15 protein-coding genes are annotated in these 17,158 nt (G+C 66.7%); 9 read left to right on the top strand and 6 right to left on the bottom strand.

Annotated features, from left to right (window positions below):
• Positions 1-5: 5 nt before the first annotated feature.
• Positions 6-770, bottom strand: coding sequence for a transporter substrate-binding domain-containing protein (locus tag CTR55_RS13295; protein WP_296286830.1), 765 nt, complete (start codon positions 768-770; stop codon positions 6-8).
• Between the two features lie 87 nt (positions 771-857).
• On the bottom strand, positions 858-1,937 hold the full coding sequence (locus tag CTR55_RS13300; RefSeq protein ID WP_296286832.1) for an endonuclease/exonuclease/phosphatase family protein: 1,080 nt from the start codon (positions 1,935-1,937) through the stop codon (positions 858-860).
• Positions 1,938-2,090: 153 nt separating this feature from the next.
• Between CTR55_RS13300 and CTR55_RS13305 the strand changes: the two genes are divergently transcribed.
• On the top strand, positions 2,091-2,927 hold the full coding sequence (locus tag CTR55_RS13305; RefSeq protein WP_296286834.1) for an SDR family oxidoreductase: 837 nt from the start codon (positions 2,091-2,093) through the stop codon (positions 2,925-2,927).
• 120 nt (positions 2,928-3,047) lie between these two features.
• Here the strand turns inward: CTR55_RS13305 and CTR55_RS13310 are convergent, their stop codons facing one another.
• Together CTR55_RS13310 and CTR55_RS13315 are read right to left on the bottom strand one after the other, a co-directional pair.
• Positions 3,048-3,479, bottom strand: coding sequence for a VOC family protein (locus CTR55_RS13310; protein ID WP_296286835.1), 432 nt, complete (start codon positions 3,477-3,479; stop codon positions 3,048-3,050).
• Positions 3,480-3,581: 102 nt separating this feature from the next.
• Entirely contained in the window at positions 3,582-4,229 is a 648-nt protein-coding gene (locus CTR55_RS13315; RefSeq protein WP_296286836.1) for a YciC family protein, read from the bottom strand.
• 157 nt (positions 4,230-4,386) lie between these two features.
• Between CTR55_RS13315 and CTR55_RS13320 the strand changes: the two genes are divergently transcribed.
• The 4 genes from CTR55_RS13320 (at position 4,387) to CTR55_RS13335 (ending at position 8,136) form a co-directional block, all read left to right on the top strand.
• Positions 4,387-5,115 (top strand): DUF2076 domain-containing protein, encoded by a 729-nt coding sequence (locus CTR55_RS13320; protein ID WP_296286838.1) that lies wholly within the window; start codon positions 4,387-4,389, stop codon positions 5,113-5,115.
• A 93-nt stretch (positions 5,116-5,208) separates the two neighbouring features.
• On the top strand, positions 5,209-5,685 hold the full coding sequence (locus CTR55_RS13325; RefSeq protein WP_296286840.1) for an NYN domain-containing protein: 477 nt from the start codon (positions 5,209-5,211) through the stop codon (positions 5,683-5,685).
• A 50-nt stretch (positions 5,686-5,735) separates the two neighbouring features.
• A complete protein-coding gene (locus tag CTR55_RS13330) occupies positions 5,736-7,148 on the top strand; it encodes a DEAD/DEAH box helicase (RefSeq protein WP_296286842.1) in 1,413 nt (470 codons plus the stop codon).
• A 169-nt stretch (positions 7,149-7,317) separates the two neighbouring features.
• Entirely contained in the window at positions 7,318-8,136 is an 819-nt protein-coding gene (locus tag CTR55_RS13335) for a LuxR C-terminal-related transcriptional regulator (protein WP_296286843.1), read from the top strand.
• Between the two features lie 206 nt (positions 8,137-8,342).
• Here CTR55_RS13335 and CTR55_RS13340 read toward each other — a convergent pair whose 3' ends face one another.
• Entirely contained in the window at positions 8,343-10,310 is a 1,968-nt protein-coding gene (locus tag CTR55_RS13340; protein WP_296286845.1) for a methyl-accepting chemotaxis protein, read from the bottom strand.
• A gap of 133 nt (positions 10,311-10,443) precedes the next feature.
• A complete protein-coding gene (locus CTR55_RS13345; RefSeq protein ID WP_296286847.1) occupies positions 10,444-12,054 on the bottom strand; it encodes a PleD family two-component system response regulator in 1,611 nt (536 codons plus the stop codon).
• 289 nt (positions 12,055-12,343) lie between these two features.
• Here CTR55_RS13345 and CTR55_RS13350 point away from each other — a divergent pair, with 289 nt between their 5' ends.
• The 4 genes from CTR55_RS13350 (at position 12,344) to speA (ending at position 16,846) form a co-directional block, all read left to right on the top strand.
• Positions 12,344-13,408 carry a DUF2333 family protein gene (locus CTR55_RS13350; protein WP_296286849.1) on the top strand — a complete coding sequence of 355 codons (1,065 nt, stop codon included), beginning with the start codon at positions 12,344-12,346 and terminating at the stop codon, positions 13,406-13,408.
• A gap of 3 nt (positions 13,409-13,411) precedes the next feature.
• Positions 13,412-13,951: an NUDIX hydrolase gene (locus CTR55_RS13355; RefSeq protein WP_296286850.1), complete on the top strand. Its 540-nt coding sequence runs from the start codon at positions 13,412-13,414 to the stop codon at positions 13,949-13,951.
• A gap of 320 nt (positions 13,952-14,271) precedes the next feature.
• Positions 14,272-14,643, top strand: coding sequence for a translation initiation factor Sui1 (locus tag CTR55_RS13360; protein WP_024766966.1), 372 nt, complete (start codon positions 14,272-14,274; stop codon positions 14,641-14,643).
• 289 nt (positions 14,644-14,932) lie between these two features.
• Positions 14,933-16,846 carry an arginine decarboxylase gene (speA, locus tag CTR55_RS13365; RefSeq protein WP_296286853.1) on the top strand — a complete coding sequence of 638 codons (1,914 nt, stop codon included), beginning with the start codon at positions 14,933-14,935 and terminating at the stop codon, positions 16,844-16,846.
• The last annotated feature ends 312 nt before the right edge of the window (positions 16,847-17,158 follow it).

Below are 17,158 nucleotides of genomic sequence, written 5' to 3' on the forward strand. Positions count from 1 at the left end.
CTCGATCAGGGCAGCTTCATCTCGTAACCCGCCGCCTGCAGCGCGTCGTAGGCGTGGTCCAGCTGCGCGCGCAGGCCTTCGGCGTCGGGCGTTTGGCGGGAGACGATGAGTTTGGTCGGCACGCTGTACAGCTTGTCGAAGGCCAGCGGCGCCATGTTCAGCTCCCGGCGTGCCTGCTCCACTGGGGTCTGGTAGTCGATGAGGTAGTCGCCACGGCCCCGTTCGAGCATCTGCAAGGCGGCGGTGTGGGTGCTGGTGCGGTGTACCTCCAGCTTCAGCGCCGGGTCGGCCAGCATCTCGCTGATCGGCCGCCAGTAGCTGTAGCCGCTGATCAGGATCACCCGGCTGCCGGTCAGCCCGTTGGGTATCTGCGGCGACGGCTGCGAAGCCGGGCGGTACAGGTTCAACTCGACGTGGCCGAGGATGCGCTCGCACTCCAGTGTGCTGTCGACCAGTTCCGCCTTGCCGGGCGCGCCGGCCCAGAGTTGCACGCTGCCGTCCTGCAGGCCGAGGTACAGGCGTGCACTGGGCAAGGGGCGAAAATCGGCACGGTAGCCGGCCTTGAGCAGGATGCGCCGGACCATCTCGGCGCCGCTGCCGCGCGTGGTGCCGTCGGGGGCGGTGTAGGTGTAGGGCGGGAATTCGTAGTAGCCCACGCTCAGCGCCGGCAGCGGGTGCGGCAAGCGGTCGGCCAGTGTGGGCCGGTCGACGGCGAAGGCATTGAGGCAGAGCAGGGCGATGAGCAGCCCGGCGAGGCGGGGAAAATACATGGATACCCCAGGTGCTTGGTTATTGTTGTTAGTGCCGGTCGAGCATGGGGCCGCCGCGCCGCGCTTGTCCAGCCTGCGCCGCAGCGCTCAGTGGGGCAGCAGGAAACGCGCGGAAAGCGGCAGGTGGTTGGAAATACGCAGGGTGTCGTGGCTGCGCACGCCGGCTTCGAGGCGGTTCAGGCTAGGGCTGTGGAACAGGTAGTCGAGGGTACGGTCGGGCTTGTGCACGCGCGGGTCGTTGGGGAAGTGGGTGTACCAGTTCGCCTGCTCGGTACCGCTGGATTCCTCCACCGCCGGGACCACCGGGAAGCGCGCCGCCAGCAGGTTCAGTTCGCTGTTGGCGCGGTAGGGCGCGCGTAGGACCTCCGGCAGATAAGGGTACTGGCCCAGCGGCAGCAGGCCGAGGTCGCCGCCCAGCAACCAGGACCGGCCGGCGGCCTGCAGGCTGTTCAGGTGGGCCTCGACGGCTTCGACCTGACGCTGCGGTGTGTCGTCGCCATTGGGGCGGTCCAGGCGCGTGTTGATCACGCTGAGCTGGCCGCCGCCGCGGATCGGCAGGTCGCTTTGCAGCAGCGCCGGCTGCGGGGCGAACAGGTGCAGCAGCGGGATAAACGAGCGCTGCGGCAGGGCGATACGCTCGCCGCGGGAAATCTGGAAGCGGCTGAAGGTCACCAGTTTGCGCCCGGCGCTGCCGAACACATGGGGGTTGGGGTCGAAGCGGGCCTTCCAGTCGAAGGCGGCGGTGGAGCAGGGGTAGAGGTCGGTCAGGCGGTCGCCGATCAAGGCCTGCTGGTCCTGCTTGCCGGTGGCGGCGGCGCCGTCGTCCACTTCCTGCAACAGGACGATGTCCGGGGCCTCGTCGCGGATCACCCGCACCACTTCGTCGAGGCTGTAGGCGATGTCTTCGGGGCTGGGGCTGTCGTCGGGGCCGGTGGTGTCGGGCAGGTCGTCCCAGAAGATATAGCGCTTGCCGGCCAGGTACTGGACGTTCCAGGTCATCACCTTCAGCGCCTGGCCCGGCTGCAGTTGCGGCGCGGGTGCGCGGCACTGCGCAGCGACGCTTTCGCGCCCGGCGGGGTGCCAGGCCAGCAGCCAGGCGGCGGTGATGGCGAGCAGCAGGGCGATGAACAGCAGGAACAGGGCGCGACGGCGAAGCGAGAGGCTCATGGGTAACCAGGGGCTATGCTTGTTTGGGCCAGAGGATAGTGGCTGTGACTTTGTATTTCACCTCTGTGTTCCTGATGGGAATTATCCTGAAATCTTGTGAGATGTCGTTCGCAAGACGCCGCCCTCGCACTTTGCGTGCTTCGGGAGACTGCCATGTCGCGCAAATTCTTCTCGCACTCGGTCTACCGGCATAAGGTGGTGCTGGTCAGCGGCGGCTGCTCCGGCATCGGTCGCGCCCTGGTGCTGCGCTTCGCCCAGGCGGGGGCGCATCCGGTGATCCTCGACCTCGACCAGGCGGCGCTGGACAGTCTGGTGCAGCACCTGCGCGAACATCTCAACGTCGAAGCCCTTGGCCTGCGCTGCGACATCGCCGATACCGACGCCGTACAGCGCGCGGTGGCGCTGGCGATCGAACGCTTCGGCGGCATCGATGTGCTGGTGAACAACGCCGGCATCACCCACCGCAGCCTGTTCATCGAGACGGAGCTGGCGGTGTTCCGGCGGGTGATGGCGGTGAATTTCTATGGCGCGCTGCACTGTACCCAGGCGGCGCTGCCCAGCCTGCTGGCGCGGCATGGGCAGATCGTCGTGCTCAGCTCGCTGACCGGCTTCGCTCCGCTGCTCTATCGCAGCGCCTACAACGCCAGCAAGCATGCGCTGCACGGGCTGTTCGACACGCTGCGCATGGAGCTGGACGGCACCGGCGTGGCGATCACCCTGGCCTGCCCGGGCTTCACCGCCACCGACCTGCGCAAGAACGCCCTGGTGGGCGACGGCTCGATGATCCGCCAGCCGGCGCTGGTGCTCGGCGCGGAAGTCGCTTCGCCGCGCGATGTGGCCGAGGCGATCTACCAGGGCGCGCTGCGCCGCCGGCGCTTGCTGGTTCTGTCCAACGTCAACTGGCGGGCGCGGCTACTGGCGCGCTTCTTCCCACGGCTGTTCGAGAAGCTGCTGGTGCCGAAGATGTCGGGGCTCAAGCCGGAGCATTAGCTCTTTGTAGGAGCGAGCTTGCTCGCGAACACCGGCAGGCTCCGAGCCTTGGGCGGTTCGCGAGCAAGCTCGCTCCTACAGGGAAAGCACCGTCGCGGTCCTTCAGAAGAGTAGGGCGGTTCAGTGTGAGTGGCTGTCGAAACCGCCATCCGCCATCGCCATGTCCCAGAACGATGCCTCGATCTTGTGCCCGTCCAGGTCGCGGACGAAGCAGCCGTAGTAAGGGTCGCCATACAGCGGGCGCGGGCCGGGTGCGCCGTCGTCGCGGGCGCCCGCCGCGATCGCGGCGCGGTAGAAGGCGTCCACTTCCTCGCGGGAATTGGCCATGAAGCCGAAGTGCGTGCCGTTGCCGACGCTGGCCGGGCTGCCATCAATGGGCGTCTGCAGCCAGAACTCGGGGAACACGCGACCGTAGGCCACGGCGCCGGGGTGTTCCATGATCGGCTGGCAGCCCAGCGTCGGCAGCACGGCGTCATAGAAGGCCTTGGCGCGCGGGTAGTCGTTGGTGCCGATGGAAATGTGCGAAAGGCAGCTGGGCGGGAAGTCGCTCACGGCGAGTCTCCTTACTCCGGATTTTCGGGGGGTGGGAAGGAGACTCCAGCGTAGAACCCCGGCGCGCGATGTGCCGGGGGATTTGTTGCGACTTGCTGCCGCTCAGCCTTCGCGGCCGAGCAGGATGAAGATGCGGTAGGCGGCCACCGTCAGCAGCAGCTGGAAGAACCCGCTCAGGGAGTGCAGGGCGATGCTGAGGACCGGCGCCTCCTGGCCGGCCTCGGTGATCCAGCCCTCGGCGATCCACACCGGCGCGAGGATCGCCAGCGAGGTCATCAGCAGCAGGAAGAAATGCCCGGTGGTGAGGCTGAAGCTTTCACGCATCGCGTCGATCGGCGCGCGGCCGCGCTGCACCAGAAGGAACTCGGCGAAGGCCAGCTTGATCATTACGAAAATGCCCGGCAGCACCATCAGGTACAGGCCGATCACGATCAGCAGCGAGCTGATCGCCGAGAGCAGTGCGAAGGCCGGCCACAGGCGTAGCGCCGCGCTCCACAGTTCACGCACGCCGCGCTCCACCCCTTCCCCGACATCGATCATGTAGAGAATCAGGCTGGCGGTGTAGATCGGGTAGAACACCAGGCCGGCGGCCATGCCCCAGGGGGCGAAGTTCTGCGAGCCGGCGGCGACGTTGATCTGCTGCTGGACCAGCGTCTCGATGACGATCCAGGGCAGGCACAGCGGCACCAGGGTGCCCAGATGACGGGAGAAGAAGAACCAGGTGTCGCGGAGGATGGAAAGGGGATTCATCAGTAACCCGATACTGTGCGAGGGCTTCGACTCTAACTTAAGCAAACCCTCAGCTGAAGACGCCAGAATTCTGTGAGCGGAACTTGTTTTTTTGCGAGCCAATCCAATGTTGGAAAGGCATTGTTCTGCCGAACCACCCGCTCACTCGAGGCCTGTCATGAATTCCGAAGAGCAATCCCTGATCGATGGTCTGTTCACCCGTCTGCGTGACGCCGAGGCGCAGACCGCGCCGCGTGACGCTGACGCCGAGGCACAGATCAACAAGCATCTGGTGCAGCAGCCGGCCGCGCCGTACTACATGGCCCAGGCGATGCTGATCCAGGAAGCGGCGATCAAGCGCCTGGACCAGCGCGTCAAGGAACTGGAGGCCCAACAGGCCAGGGCCCAGGAACAGCGTCCGAGCAGCGGCGGCTTCCTCGCCGGGCTGTTTGGCGGCGGCCAGAGCCAGGAGCAACGCCCCGCCCAAGCGCAGCAGCGACCGGACGGCTGGGGACAGACGCGCTTCTCGCAACCAGGCGTGAGCAGTTCGGCTTCCGCCAGCAACCCGAATGATTGGCGCCCAGCGCCGGCGGCGGCACAGGCTGCGCCCCAGGGCGGCGGCTTCATGCGTGGTGCCCTGCAGACCGCTGCGGGCGTAGCCGGCGGCATGATGGTGGCGAACGCGCTGACCAGCCTGTTCCACGGCAGCCAGCCGCAGGAAATCGTCGAAGTGATCCAGGAACAACCGGTGCAGCCGGAGCCCTCGAATTTCGATGATTCCCCGGCAAGTGACACCCTGCAGGACGGCGACCGCTACGCCGACAACGGCGGCAGCTATGACGACAGCGGCAGCTTTGGCGACGACTCCAGCTTCTTCGGCGATGACGACGGCGACCTGTTCAGCTGACCGGCTCCGGAACCCGTCCCGCCCACCGGGACTGGCGGGGGCCGCGCACTGTGCCGATAATGCGCCCCCGCTGCTTTTGTTCCGGAGTCATCGTTGAAGACCATCGCCCTGTTCGCCGACGTGCAGAACCTCTACTACACCGTGCGTCAGGCCTACGGCTGCCACTTCAACTACGCCGCCCTGTGGGCCGAGCTGAGTGCCCGGGGCAACATCGTCCAGGCCTACGCCTACGCCATCGACCGCGGCGATGCGAAGCAACAGCAATTCCAGCAGATCCTGCGCAAGCTCGGCTTCACCGTGAAGCTCAAGCCCTACATCCAGCGCGCCGACGGCTCGGCCAAGGGTGACTGGGACGTAGGCATCACCATCGACATCCTCGACGCCGCGCCGCAAGTGGACGAGATCGTGCTGGCCTCCGGCGACGGCGATTTCGACCTGCTGCTCGAGCGCGTGCGTGCCGGCGGTAGCGATGCCACCGCCTACGGCGTACCAGGCCTCACCGCCCAGGCGCTGATCCGTGCGGCCAGCCACTACGTGCCCATCGAAGGCGCACTGCTGCTGCGATCCTGACCCCGGCGGCTACAATGCCGCTCATTCCGATTTGTTTCTGCGAGCGCTTCATGACCTTCGCCTCCCTTGGCCTGATCGACCCTCTCCTGCGCGCCCTCGACGGGCTCGGCTACCAGCACCCGACGGCGGTGCAGGCCCAGGCCATCCCGGCTGTGCTCAAGGGCCGCGACCTGCTGGCCGCTGCCCAGACCGGCACCGGCAAGACCGCCGGCTTCGCCCTGCCGCTGCTGCAGAAACTGCTGCACGAAGGCCCGCAGGTGGCCGCCAACTCGATCCGCGCGCTGGTGCTGGTGCCGACCCGCGAGCTGGCCGAGCAGGTGCACGAAAGCTTCCGCGTCTACGGCCAGCATGTGCCGCTGCGTACAGCCGTGGCTTACGGCGGGGTCAGCATCAACCCGCAGATGATGAAGCTGCGCAAGGGTGTCGACGTGCTGGTGGCCACACCCGGCCGCCTGCTCGACCTCTATCGACAGAACGCGCTGAAGTTCAACCAGTTGCAGGTGCTGGTGCTGGATGAGGCCGACCGCATGCTCGACCTGGGCTTTTCCCGCGAGCTGGACGAAGTCTTCGCCGCGCTGCCCAGGCGCCGACAGACCCTGCTGTTCTCCGCGACCTTCTCCGACGCCATCCGCCAGATGGCCCGCACCCTGCTGCGCGATCCGCTGACCATCGACGTGGCGCCGCGCAACACGGCGGCCAAGACCGTCAAGCAGCACCTGGTCACCGTGGACAAGAAGCGCAAGGCCGAGCTGTTCCTGCACCTGATGCGCGAGCAGGGCTGGCGTCAGGCGCTGGTATTCGCCAAGACCCGCAAGGGCGTCGACGAACTGGTCGGCGTGCTGCACAAGGAAGGCATCGCCGCCGACTCGATCCACGGCGACAAGCCGCAACCCACGCGCCTGCGTGCCCTGGCGCGGTTCAAGGCTGGCGAGGTGAACTTCCTCATCGCCACCGACGTTGCCGCCCGCGGCCTGGACATCGAAGAGATGCCGCTGGTGATCAACTTCGACCTGCCCATCGTTCCCGAGGATTACGTGCACCGCATCGGCCGTACCGGCCGCGCGGGCGCCAGCGGCCAGGCGATCTCGCTGGTCTGCGCCGACGAAGTGCAGCAACTGGCGGCCATCGAGACGCTGATCGGCCAGACCCTGCCGCGCCACGAGGAAGACGGCTTCGAGGCGGAACACCGCGTGCCGGTGACCTCGGCGGGCGGCCAGGTGCTGAAGAAGCCGAAGAAGCCCAAGCAACCCAAAGTGCCGGAAGGCAAGCCGGGCAAGGTGCACCTCGGCTCGCTGCTGGACGACAAACCGCAGGTCAAGGCAGTGCGCAAGGCGCCGGGTTTCGGTCTCGGCGGTAAACCCGCCGGCGGCAAGCCCGCTGCTGGCAAACCTTCTTCCGAAAAATCTTCTTCCGGCAAATCGTCTGCTGGAAAGCCGGGCGGCAAGGGCGCTCGTCGCCCCTGAGCCGACAAGGCGCGCGCCTGCTTCATTGCGGTGCGCGCCGGAGGCTGGATCAGCCGCTGTCTTCAGGCGTGGCGGGGCTTTGCGGGGTGTGGCGCAAAAGCTGCATTTCCGTGTGGAATCCCGAACGCCTATAGTGTGCCCATCGCGCACACAACAAGAACGACAGCCCATGCGCCACAAGGAACTCAAAGCCTGGACCGGCGGAGTCGCCCATCTGCTCCCGCTGGCCGCCGGTCGTCCGCGCCTGCTCGGCCTCAGCCAGTGGCTGCAGCAGGTCTGCGCGGTGGATAACTTCGTGCTCTTCGTCTACGAAGGCAACCACCGGCCGCTGGACCTGTTCGACACCTTCCCGGCCGATGTCCGCCACGTGTATGTGGAGGACTACCAGGTCGGCCCCTACCTGCTCGATCCCTTCTACCTCGCCTGTACCCGCCAGCAGGCAGCGGGACTGTGGCGCCTGCGGCAGTTCGCGCCGGACCACTTCTACCTGGGCGAGTACTACCAGACCTACTACCAGCAGACCGGCCTGACCGAGGAGATCGCCTTCTTCATCGACCTCGCCGACGGTGCCACCGCCGTGCTCTCGCTGATGCGCAAGACCTCCAGCCCCGCCTACAGCCGCGACGAGATGCAACTGCTGGAGTGCGCGCGGCCGGTGGTCGAGCAGGTAGTGCGCGAGGCCTGGGAGTTGCGTCGCGCGCAACCGCGCCCGGTGCAGGACCTGGACTACCAGATCCGCGAGGCCTTCGACCAGTTCGGTGCCCAACTGCTGACCGCCCGCGAGCAGGAGATCGTCCAGTTGCTGCTGCGCGGCCACTCCAGCGCCTCGGTGGCCGAGCAGCTGGATATCAGCCCCGGCACGGTGAAGATCCACCGCAAGAACATCTACGCCAAGCTCGGCATCGGCAGCCAATCGGAGCTGCTCGGGCTGTTCATCCGCGAGCTGTCGGGGCGGGACGTAGCGGGCGGGATGCGCGCGGTGAGTTGAGCGGTCGCCTGACGCTATTTCGTGCCACGCCTTTCCCCTCACCCCAACCCTCTCCGAGAGGGAGAGGGGGCCGCCCGTGCGGGCTGACACCATGGCCTCAGCTTGTGCCGAACGGTCCCCTCTCCCGCTCGCGGGAGAGGGTTAGGGTGAGGGGCCTTTGATCCCGCTGGAGTAAAGCCTGGCCGCGACTGGCCCGGCGGCCAGCGTCATACCCGGAAAGCCCGCACCGCGGTGTGCAATGCCCCGCCAAGCTCCTGCAGTTGCTCGCCCTGGCTGCGGCCCTGGCCGATCAGGCGCAGGTTCTGGTTGCCCAGTTCGTGGATACGTTCGCTGTGGGAGCGAATCTCGCTGACCGCGCCGCTCTGCTGGGCGGAGCTCTCGGCGATACGCTCGGCCATGCTGGCGATGGTGCGGATGGCACCGACCACCTCGTCCAGCGCGCCCTCGGCGGCGCCGGCCTGATTGGCGGTGACTTCCGCGTGCTCGACCTGGCTGCGCATCGCCTCCACCGACTGCCGCGCGGCCTGTTGCAGGCGTGCGGTGAGCTGCTGGATCTCCTCGGTGGCACCTGCGGTGCGCAGGGCCAGCGAACGGACCTCCTCGGCCACCACGGCAAAACCACGGCCCTGCTCGCCGGCGCGTGCGGCCTCGATGGCGGCGTTCAGCGCCAGCAGGTTGGTCTGGTCGGCGATGGAGCGAATCACCCCCAGCACATTGCCGATGGTGGCTGACTCTTCGGCGAGATTCTCGATGGCCTGGGCGTTGTTCTGCACTTCGTCGACCAGGGCGCGCATGCCGCTCAAACTGTTGCCGATCACCTGCTGCCCTTGCTCGACAGCCGTGCCCGCAGCGTGGCTGGCCGAGGCGGCCTGGCTGGCGTCGCCGGCCACCTGCTGGATCGCTGCTTCCATGTTGCCCAGCGCATCGCGGATTTCCCCGGTGTCACTGGCCTGGCGCTCGGCGCCGGCATGCAGGCCACCGCTGAGTTCGGCCAGGGCGCGGCTGCTGCCGGCGACTTCTTCGGCGCGCTGGTGGATGGTGCCGACCAGAGTGCCGAGGAAGTCGCGCAGACGGTTCAGCGATTCCTGCAACTCCACCAGGTCGCGGGTGCGGGTGGCCAGGGCGATAGGCTGGTTGAAGTCTCCGCGCGCCCAGGTCGAGAGCGCCGGGACAAGCTGGCCGAGCACGCGCGCCAGGCGGCGTTGCAGGGTGTCGATGAGCAGCGCGGTGGCGAGGATCAGGGCGATCAGCGCGCCCTGGATGACGCGCACCTGCGCCTGGATCTTCGAGCGCTCTTCGCGCACCTGCGGTTCCAGGGTCGCCAGCGCCTGCTGCACGGCGCCCAGGCGTTGGGCGGTGGCGTTGGCCAGTTGCTGGCGCTGGGCGATCAGTTGGCGGGTGCGCTCAAGTTCGTCCGGATAGCGGCGCAGCACACCGGCGAGGTCGCGCTTCAAGGTGACGCCACGGTCCTCGCTCCGCGCTTGCGCGGCCGGCTGGGATTCCAGGCCCATCATCGCAGCGAAGTCGTCGGAGGCGGAGGCCTGTTGTTCCAGTACGCCGAGCAGGGGCAGGGCGTCGATGCGTTCGGCCAGTTGGCGCAGGGTTTCCAGCTCGCGCTGGATGTCCTCGGCCAGCGCCGGGTTGCCACTGTCCACCAGTTTGGCGCGGGCGTGGGCCAGGCGCGTCAGGTGCAGGCCAGCTTGCAGCAGCGGGGTGCGGTACTCGCTGGCGGCGGGGTTTTGGCTGGCGTCCGCATAGGCGCCGAGCTGATCCAATGCCGCCAGCAGATCACGCTCGGCTTGCAGCAGCAGGCCCTGCGGGTCGCCGGCCAGCTTGCCGGCGGCGAGCAGCTGGTTGGCGCTGAACTGGCGCAGCTCGTCGAGGCTCTGGCCGAGCAGTTGGCTGAGGCTGTCGGGCAGTTGCGGCAGCTCTGCGGCCAGTTCGTCCAACCCCTGCTGGGCGGCTTTCTGCTTGAGCGCGTCGCCGCTGGCGAGGTAGGCCTGGATGTTCTGCGCGACCTTGCGTTCGAAGCCCTGGGAGAGTTCCAGGTAGCGGTCCATCAAGGTGAACGGGCGCTCCAGCGCGCGTTGCGACCACCACAGGGTGGCGCCCAGCGCGAGGCACACGAGCAGGAGCAGGAAGGTATTGAGATTGGTGAGCAGCTTGAGGCGCATGGCAGGTCTCGACCGACAGCGATAAAACGGCGAGCCCTGACCCTATTGCAGTTTCGTTACTGGCTGATGACAAGGTGCCATCGCTCGGTCGAAAAATGACGCGGCAGAGCGCCGCGCCAGGACGACGCGGATGTTACTTGTAGACCTCGACGCGGTTGCGACCGCCGTGCTTGGCGGTGTACAGCGCCTCGTCGGCCTGCTTGGCGAGGGTCTTGATATCCATCTCCTCGCCCAGCTCGGCGATGCCGCAGCTGAAGGTGCAACTCAGGTCGTGGGGCTGCGCGGGGTAGTGGATCTCGGCGAAGCGCTGGCGAATTTCCTCCAGCACCTTGTGTGCCGAGGCGGCATCGGTGTCCGGCAGCACCACGGCGAATTCCTCGCCGCCGTAGCGACCGATGTGGTCGGTCTTGCGCAGGCGTTGCTTGAGGAACAGCGCCAGGCTCTTGATCACCCGGTCGCCCATGGGATGGCCGTAGGTGTCGTTGACCCGCTTGAAGTGGTCGATGTCGAGCATCGCGAAGGTCAGCGGGCGCTCTTCGCGGCGCGCGCGGAAGCGGGCGTCGTCGAGCAGTTGCAGGGTATGGGTGTGGTTGTACAGGCCGGTGAGGCTGTCGCGCACCATCCGCGCCTTCAGGCTGCGCGCGCGGGCGGCGCGGTTGCGCACGGTGGCGATCAGGTGGCGCGGCTTGATCGGCTTGGTGAGGAAGTCGTCGCCCCCTTCGCTCATGGCGTCGAGCTGCTTGTCCAGGTCGTCCTCGGCGGACAGGTAGATGATTGGCACGCTGACATAGCGCTCGTGCTGGCGGATCACCTTGGCCAGTTCGGTCCCCAGGCATTCGGGCATGTACATGTCGAGGATGATCAGGTCCGGCTGGAATTCGGCCAGCTCCGCCATCACCGAGAGCGGCGCGGTGAGCGCACGGGTGACGATGCCGGCGCTGTTGAGGACCATCTCGGTGTGCGCGGCCTGGGCGCGGGAGTCGTCGACGATCAGCACGCGGAACGGCTCGTAATGCGCCACGCGGGTCAGGGTCTCGATCTTTTCCAGCAGCCCGGAGGCATCCAGCGCGCCGCTGAAGAAGTCCTGGCCCCCGGCGCGGGCGGCGGCCAGGCGGGTGGGGGTGTCGGTTTCCTCATGGCTGAAGAACAGTACCGGCAGCTTCTGCTTGAGGCCCGCCTGGGCTTCGTCGGCCAGTGCCAGGCCCTGGCCATTGGCGAAGTCGATTTCCATGACGATGGCCGCCGGGTGGCGGTCGGCCATGGCGGCGCGGAAGGCGTTGGCGTGCTCGCAGGGCTGTGCGGCCATGCCGAAGAATTCCAGCTGCTGGGCCAGGCGCTCGGCGCGCTCCTGGTCCTGCAGGGCCAGGTACACGGGCTTGCGCAGCGGCGGCAGGTGGGTCTGCTCGAACTGGTCGCCATGCCGCAGGCCGGTGCGCGACAGGCGCTGCATCAGGCGGTTGAGCTCGGTGATCAGCTCACTGGAGAGACGCCCGCGATTGTCCTGCACGGCGTTCAGGCACTGCGCGATGGCCTTGGCCAGGTCGGCGTGCTCGGCCTGCTCGAAGCGTTCGGCATAGCGTTGCAGGCGCAGGCCGGCTTCAGCCAACTCGGCCATTCCCGCACTGGTCCATTCCGAGCGCGACAGGCGCTGCCAGACTTCCAGCAGGTGGCGGGCCTGGTGGATCACCCGCTGGGCGAAATGATGCTTGAGGCGGTCGAGGGATGGGTCGTCGAGCTCGGTCATCGCACGCTTCTTTAAGAGGGCCGTACCGGCGGCCTGCGGGGCGAAGTTGTTTCCGCCGTGATACACAGTGATGGCCCTATGCTACCAATCCTTGGTGGCAATAACAGTGCCTTCGGTCAAACATCGCAAGCTTTGTATTTCGCACCATTACCTAGCACCATGCGCAGGGTAGGCTGCGCTGATCCGCTGCTGTGCGGCATGCTTGCGCAGCGAGGCCTAAAATCCCGGCACCCTGGGGCCGGTTGCGGGTCCAAGCTATCTTCGAATTCGGGACGTTAAGGAACTTGCCATGTGGAACTGGAAGAAACGCGGCTCCGTGCGTGATCGCATGAATGACTCGGTGGACGACGCACGCGCCTACTTCGGCGGCCCCTGGCTGGGGCGTGCGCTGGGCGGCCTGCTGGGCGCCTACCTGCTGGTCTGCGGCGCGGTTGGCTGGTACTGGAGCCAGGAGCCGGACCTGTTCCCGGTGCAGCAGAATGCCCAGGCCGCCGCCGAGCGTGCCGGTCGGCAGATGGTGGTGGGCTACACCACGGTGGAAACGCTGAAGGAAGTGGTTGCCACGCTGCTCGACAAGCCGGGCGGCTACCTGTCCAACGACATCTTCCCGCCGGGCGTCTGGCTGGACAACATGCCCAGCTGGGAGTACGGCGCCCTGGTCCAGGTGCGCGATCTGTCCCGCGCGCTGCGCAAGGACTTCGCCCGCTCCCAGTCGCAGTCCACCGAGGACGCCGACCTGGCGCGCGCCGAGCCGCGCTTCAACTTCGACAACAAGAGCTGGGCGCTGCCGTCCTCCGAGTCGGAGTACGCCGAAGGCATCAAGTCGCTGGATCGCTACCTCGGCCGTCTCTCCGCCGACCCTGCCGGCGCGCAGTTCTATGCCCGCGCCGACAGCCTGAACAACTGGCTGGGTGACGTTTCCACCCGCCTGGGCTCGCTGTCCCAGCGCCTCTCGGCCAGCGTCGGCCGGGTCAAGCTGAACACCAACATCACGCCGATGCAGCCGGTCACTCCGGGCCAGGCGCCGGACGTCGAGGAAGTGATCCAGGAAACCCCCTGGATGCAGATCGACAACGTGTTCTACGAAGCCCGTGGCCAGGCCTGGGCGCTGTCGCACATCCTGCGTGCCATCGAGGTGGACTTCGCCGACGTGCTGGCGAAGAAGAACGCCACTGTCAGCGTGCGCCAGATCATCCGCGAGCTGGAGGCCGCCGAGGCGCCGCTGTGGAGCCCGATGGTCCTCAACGGTAGCGGCTTCGGCGTGCTGGCCAACCACTCGCTGGTGATGGCCAACTACATCTCCCGTGCCAACGCCGCGATCATCGATCTGCGTCAGTTGCTGGCCCAGGGCTGATCCATGGTCGACATCAGCGACAAGGAAGCCGCCCATCGGGCGGCTTCGGACGCCGAGCTGGTTGCCTGGGTGAACCGTGACGACCAGCTCAAGGGCAGCCTGCCGCGCGCCGAACTGCGCGAGCGCGGGCTGATCGGCCGGGGCACGTTCATCCTGTTGTTCAACTCTGCCGGTGAGCTGTGCGTGCACCGCCGTGCGCTGAGCAAGGCGATCTACCCCGGCTACTGGGACCCGGCCGCCGGCGGCATGGTGCAGGCCGACGAGAGCTACGCCGAGTCCGCTGCCCGCGAGCTGGAAGAGGAGCTGGGCATCGCTGGCGTGGAACTGCGCGAGCACGGCTGCTTCTTCTTCGACCAGCCGGACAACCGCCTCTGGTGCGCGGTGTTCTCCGCCGTCTCCGATGCACCTTTGCGCTTGCAGCCCGAGGAAGTGCTGGAGGCACGCTTCATCGACCCGCACCAGGTGCTGGCCGAGGCGAAGGCGGGCACGCCGTACTGCCCGGATTCGTTGTTGGCGTTGCGCAAGTATCTGGTGAGTTTCTAGGGGCTCGGAGCTGGCTTTGAGACATCGCGGACGGAGTCCGCTCCTACCCAAATGCTGACCCTGGCGTAGGAGCGGACTTGTCCGCGATCGCTCGATCCGACTTCCAGATGCCATTCAGAGAGCGCATGTCGCCAAACCGCCGATCAATGACGCATTTTCGCTCTTAGCATTTGCCTTCAATGCTGCTAAATTGCGCGACCTTTCCGGCAGGGTCCTCCACCGGGAATTGCGCAGCCCCTGCCTGAGTGGGGCGTCGCGGTCGGCACCCGCCGGCCATTCGTTGACCTGGCCCACAGAGGCCAATCCTGGGGAAACGCCCGGTGGTCAAGAAAGCATCCTCCCTGTCCGCCCTCGGCGGGCTCGTCTACTCCACTGATTCCGGCCGGCACTGCCCGGACTGCAATCAGCCCGTTGGCGCGTGCATCTGCAAGCAGGCCGAGATTCCGGCCGGCGATGGCATCGCTCGTGTGCGTCGTGAAACCAAGGGCCGCGGTGGCAAGACCGTGACCACGGTGACCGGCGTGCCGCTGGCAGCCGATGCGCTGAAAGACCTGGCGACCGCGCTGAAGAAGCGTTGTGGCACGGGTGGCGCGTTGAAGGACGGCATCATCGAGATCCAGGGCGACCACGTCGACCTGCTGCTCGAAGAGCTGACCAAGCGCGGCCTCAAGGCGAAGAAATCCGGCGGCTGAGCCGTCTCCCATTGCCTGTCTGAAGGGACAAGCGACTCTCCCCTGTCGAGAACGGGTTCCAGGCGATGCGCGTCGAGCGCATGGCCGGCAAGCCCTTTCCCTAGATGGGAGATTTATCGGCGCGCCCTGGGCGTGTCGTCGGATTTTCCTAAACTTACCGCCAACCCCGGCGGTCAACACGGCAACGTCACGAGGCCCGGCTAGGTTTACACCACCAGGCTTTGACGACTCACCCGCACGCCGGGCGGGCGCCTGCACACATTCGCGCAATTTGAGGAGACCACCCCGCATGGCCGCTAGACGGACCCGCAAAGACGACGGCAGCAACTGGACCGTGGCTGACAGCCGCAGCATCTACGGAATTCGCCACTGGGGTGCTGGCTACTACGCCATCAACGACGCCGGTAACGTGGAAGTTCGCCCGCAGGGCGCCGATGCCCAGCCGATCGATCTGCATGCGCTGGTCGAGCAGCTGCGCGAGGCGGGCCTGTCGCTGCCGTTGCTGGTACGTTTCCCGGACATCCTCCAGGACCGCGTGCGCAAGCTCACCGGTGCCTTCGATGCCAACATCGCACGCCTGGAGTACACCAGCCGCTACACCGCGCTGTACCCGATCAAGGTGAACCAGCAGGAAGCGGTGGTGGAAAGCATCATCGCCACGCAGAACGTTTCCATCGGCCTGGAAGCCGGTTCCAAGCCCGAGCTGATGGCCGTGCTGGCGCTGGCGCCCAAGGGTGGCACCATCGTCTGCAACGGCTACAAGGACCGCGAGTTCATCAAGCTGGCGCTGATGGGGCAGAAGCTCGGCCACAACGTGTTCATCGTGATCGAGAAGGAATCCGAGGTGCAGCTGGTGATCGAGGAGGCGGCCACCATCGGCGTGCTGCCCCAGGTCGGCCTGCGCGTGCGCCTGTCCTCGCTGGCGTCGTCGAAGTGGGCTGACACCGGTGGCGAGAAGGCCAAGTTCGGCCTGTCCGCCGCGCAGCTGCTGTCGGTGGTCGATCGCTTCCGCGCTGCGGGCCTGGACCAGGGCGTGCGCCTGCTGCACTTCCACATGGGGTCGCAGATCGCCAACCTGGCCGACTACCAGCACGGCTTCAAGGAAGCCATCCGCTACTACGGCGAACTGCGTGCCCTCGGCCTGCCGGTAGACCACGTGGACGTCGGCGGCGGCCTGGGTGTGGATTACGACGGCACCCACTCGCGCAACGCCAGCTCGATCAACTACGACATCGACGACTACGCCGGCGTGGTGGTCGGCATGCTCAAGGAGTTCTGCGACGCGCAGGGCCTGCCGCATCCGCACATCTTCTCCGAGAGCGGCCGCGCGCTGACCGCGCACCACGCGGTGCTGATCACCCAGGTCACCGACGTCGAGCGGCACAACGACGAAGTGCCGAAGATCACCGACCTGGCCGAACAGCCGGAGATCGTCCAGTGGCTGGCCGACCTGCTCGGCCCGACCGACGCCGAGATGGTCACCGAGACCTACTGGCGCGCCACCCACTACATGAGCGATGCCGCCGCGCAGTACGCCGAGGGCAAGATCAGCCTGGCGCAGAAAGCCCTGGCCGAGCAGTGCTACTTCGCCATCTGCCGCCGCCTGCACAACCAGCTCAAGGCTCACCAGCGCTCGCACCGCCAAGTGCTCGACGAACTCAACGACAAGCTCGCCGACAAGTACATCTGCAACTTCTCGGTGTTCCAGAGCCTGCCCGACACCTGGGCCATCGGCCAGGTGCTGCCGATCCTGCCGATCCATCGCCTGGGCGAGGAGCCGACCCGTCGCGCGGTGCTGCAGGACCTGACCTGCGACTCCGACGGCAAGATCACCCAGTACGTCGACGAGCAGAGCATCGAGACCAGCATGCCGGTGCACGATGTGAAGGAAGGCGAGGACTACCTGATCGGCACCTTCCTGGTCGGCGCCTACCAGGAAATCCTCGGCGACATGCACAACCTGTTCGGCGACACCGACTCGGTGAACGTCTACCAGAACGCCGACGGCAGCTTCTACCACGCCGGCATCGAGACCCACGACACCATCGAGGACATGCTGCGCTACGTGCACCTGTCGCCCGAGGAACTGATGACCCACTACCGCGACAAGGTTGCCGGGGCCAAGCTCACCGCGCGCGAGCGTACGCAGTTCCTCGACGCTCTGCGCCTGGGGCTGACCCGTTCGGCTTACCTGTCGTCCTGATGGATCGGTTGTCCGTGTGATGAAAAGCCCCGCTTCGGCGGGGCTTTTTCTTGCTCTTCGCAGGAGCGAGTTTGCTCGCGAACCAGGCCCCGCAGCGGAGGTTGTTCGCGAGCAAGCTCGCTCCTACAAAAGCGCTTGAGGCGGAGTTGAATGGTAGGAGCGCGCCGTGCGCGCGATCGCGAGCAAGATCGTAGGGCGCATAACGCGTCAGCGTTATCCGCCGCGAGGTAATCGGCGGATAACCCGTTCCGGGTTATGCGCCCTACGGTCTTACAGGAAAGCGCCGGAGTATCCAACGGGGGTGCTCCCGGC

The sequence above is a fragment of the Pseudomonas sp. genome, from assembly GCF_002796985.1.
In the GTDB taxonomy this organism is placed as follows: domain Bacteria; phylum Pseudomonadota; class Gammaproteobacteria; order Pseudomonadales; family Pseudomonadaceae; genus Pseudomonas.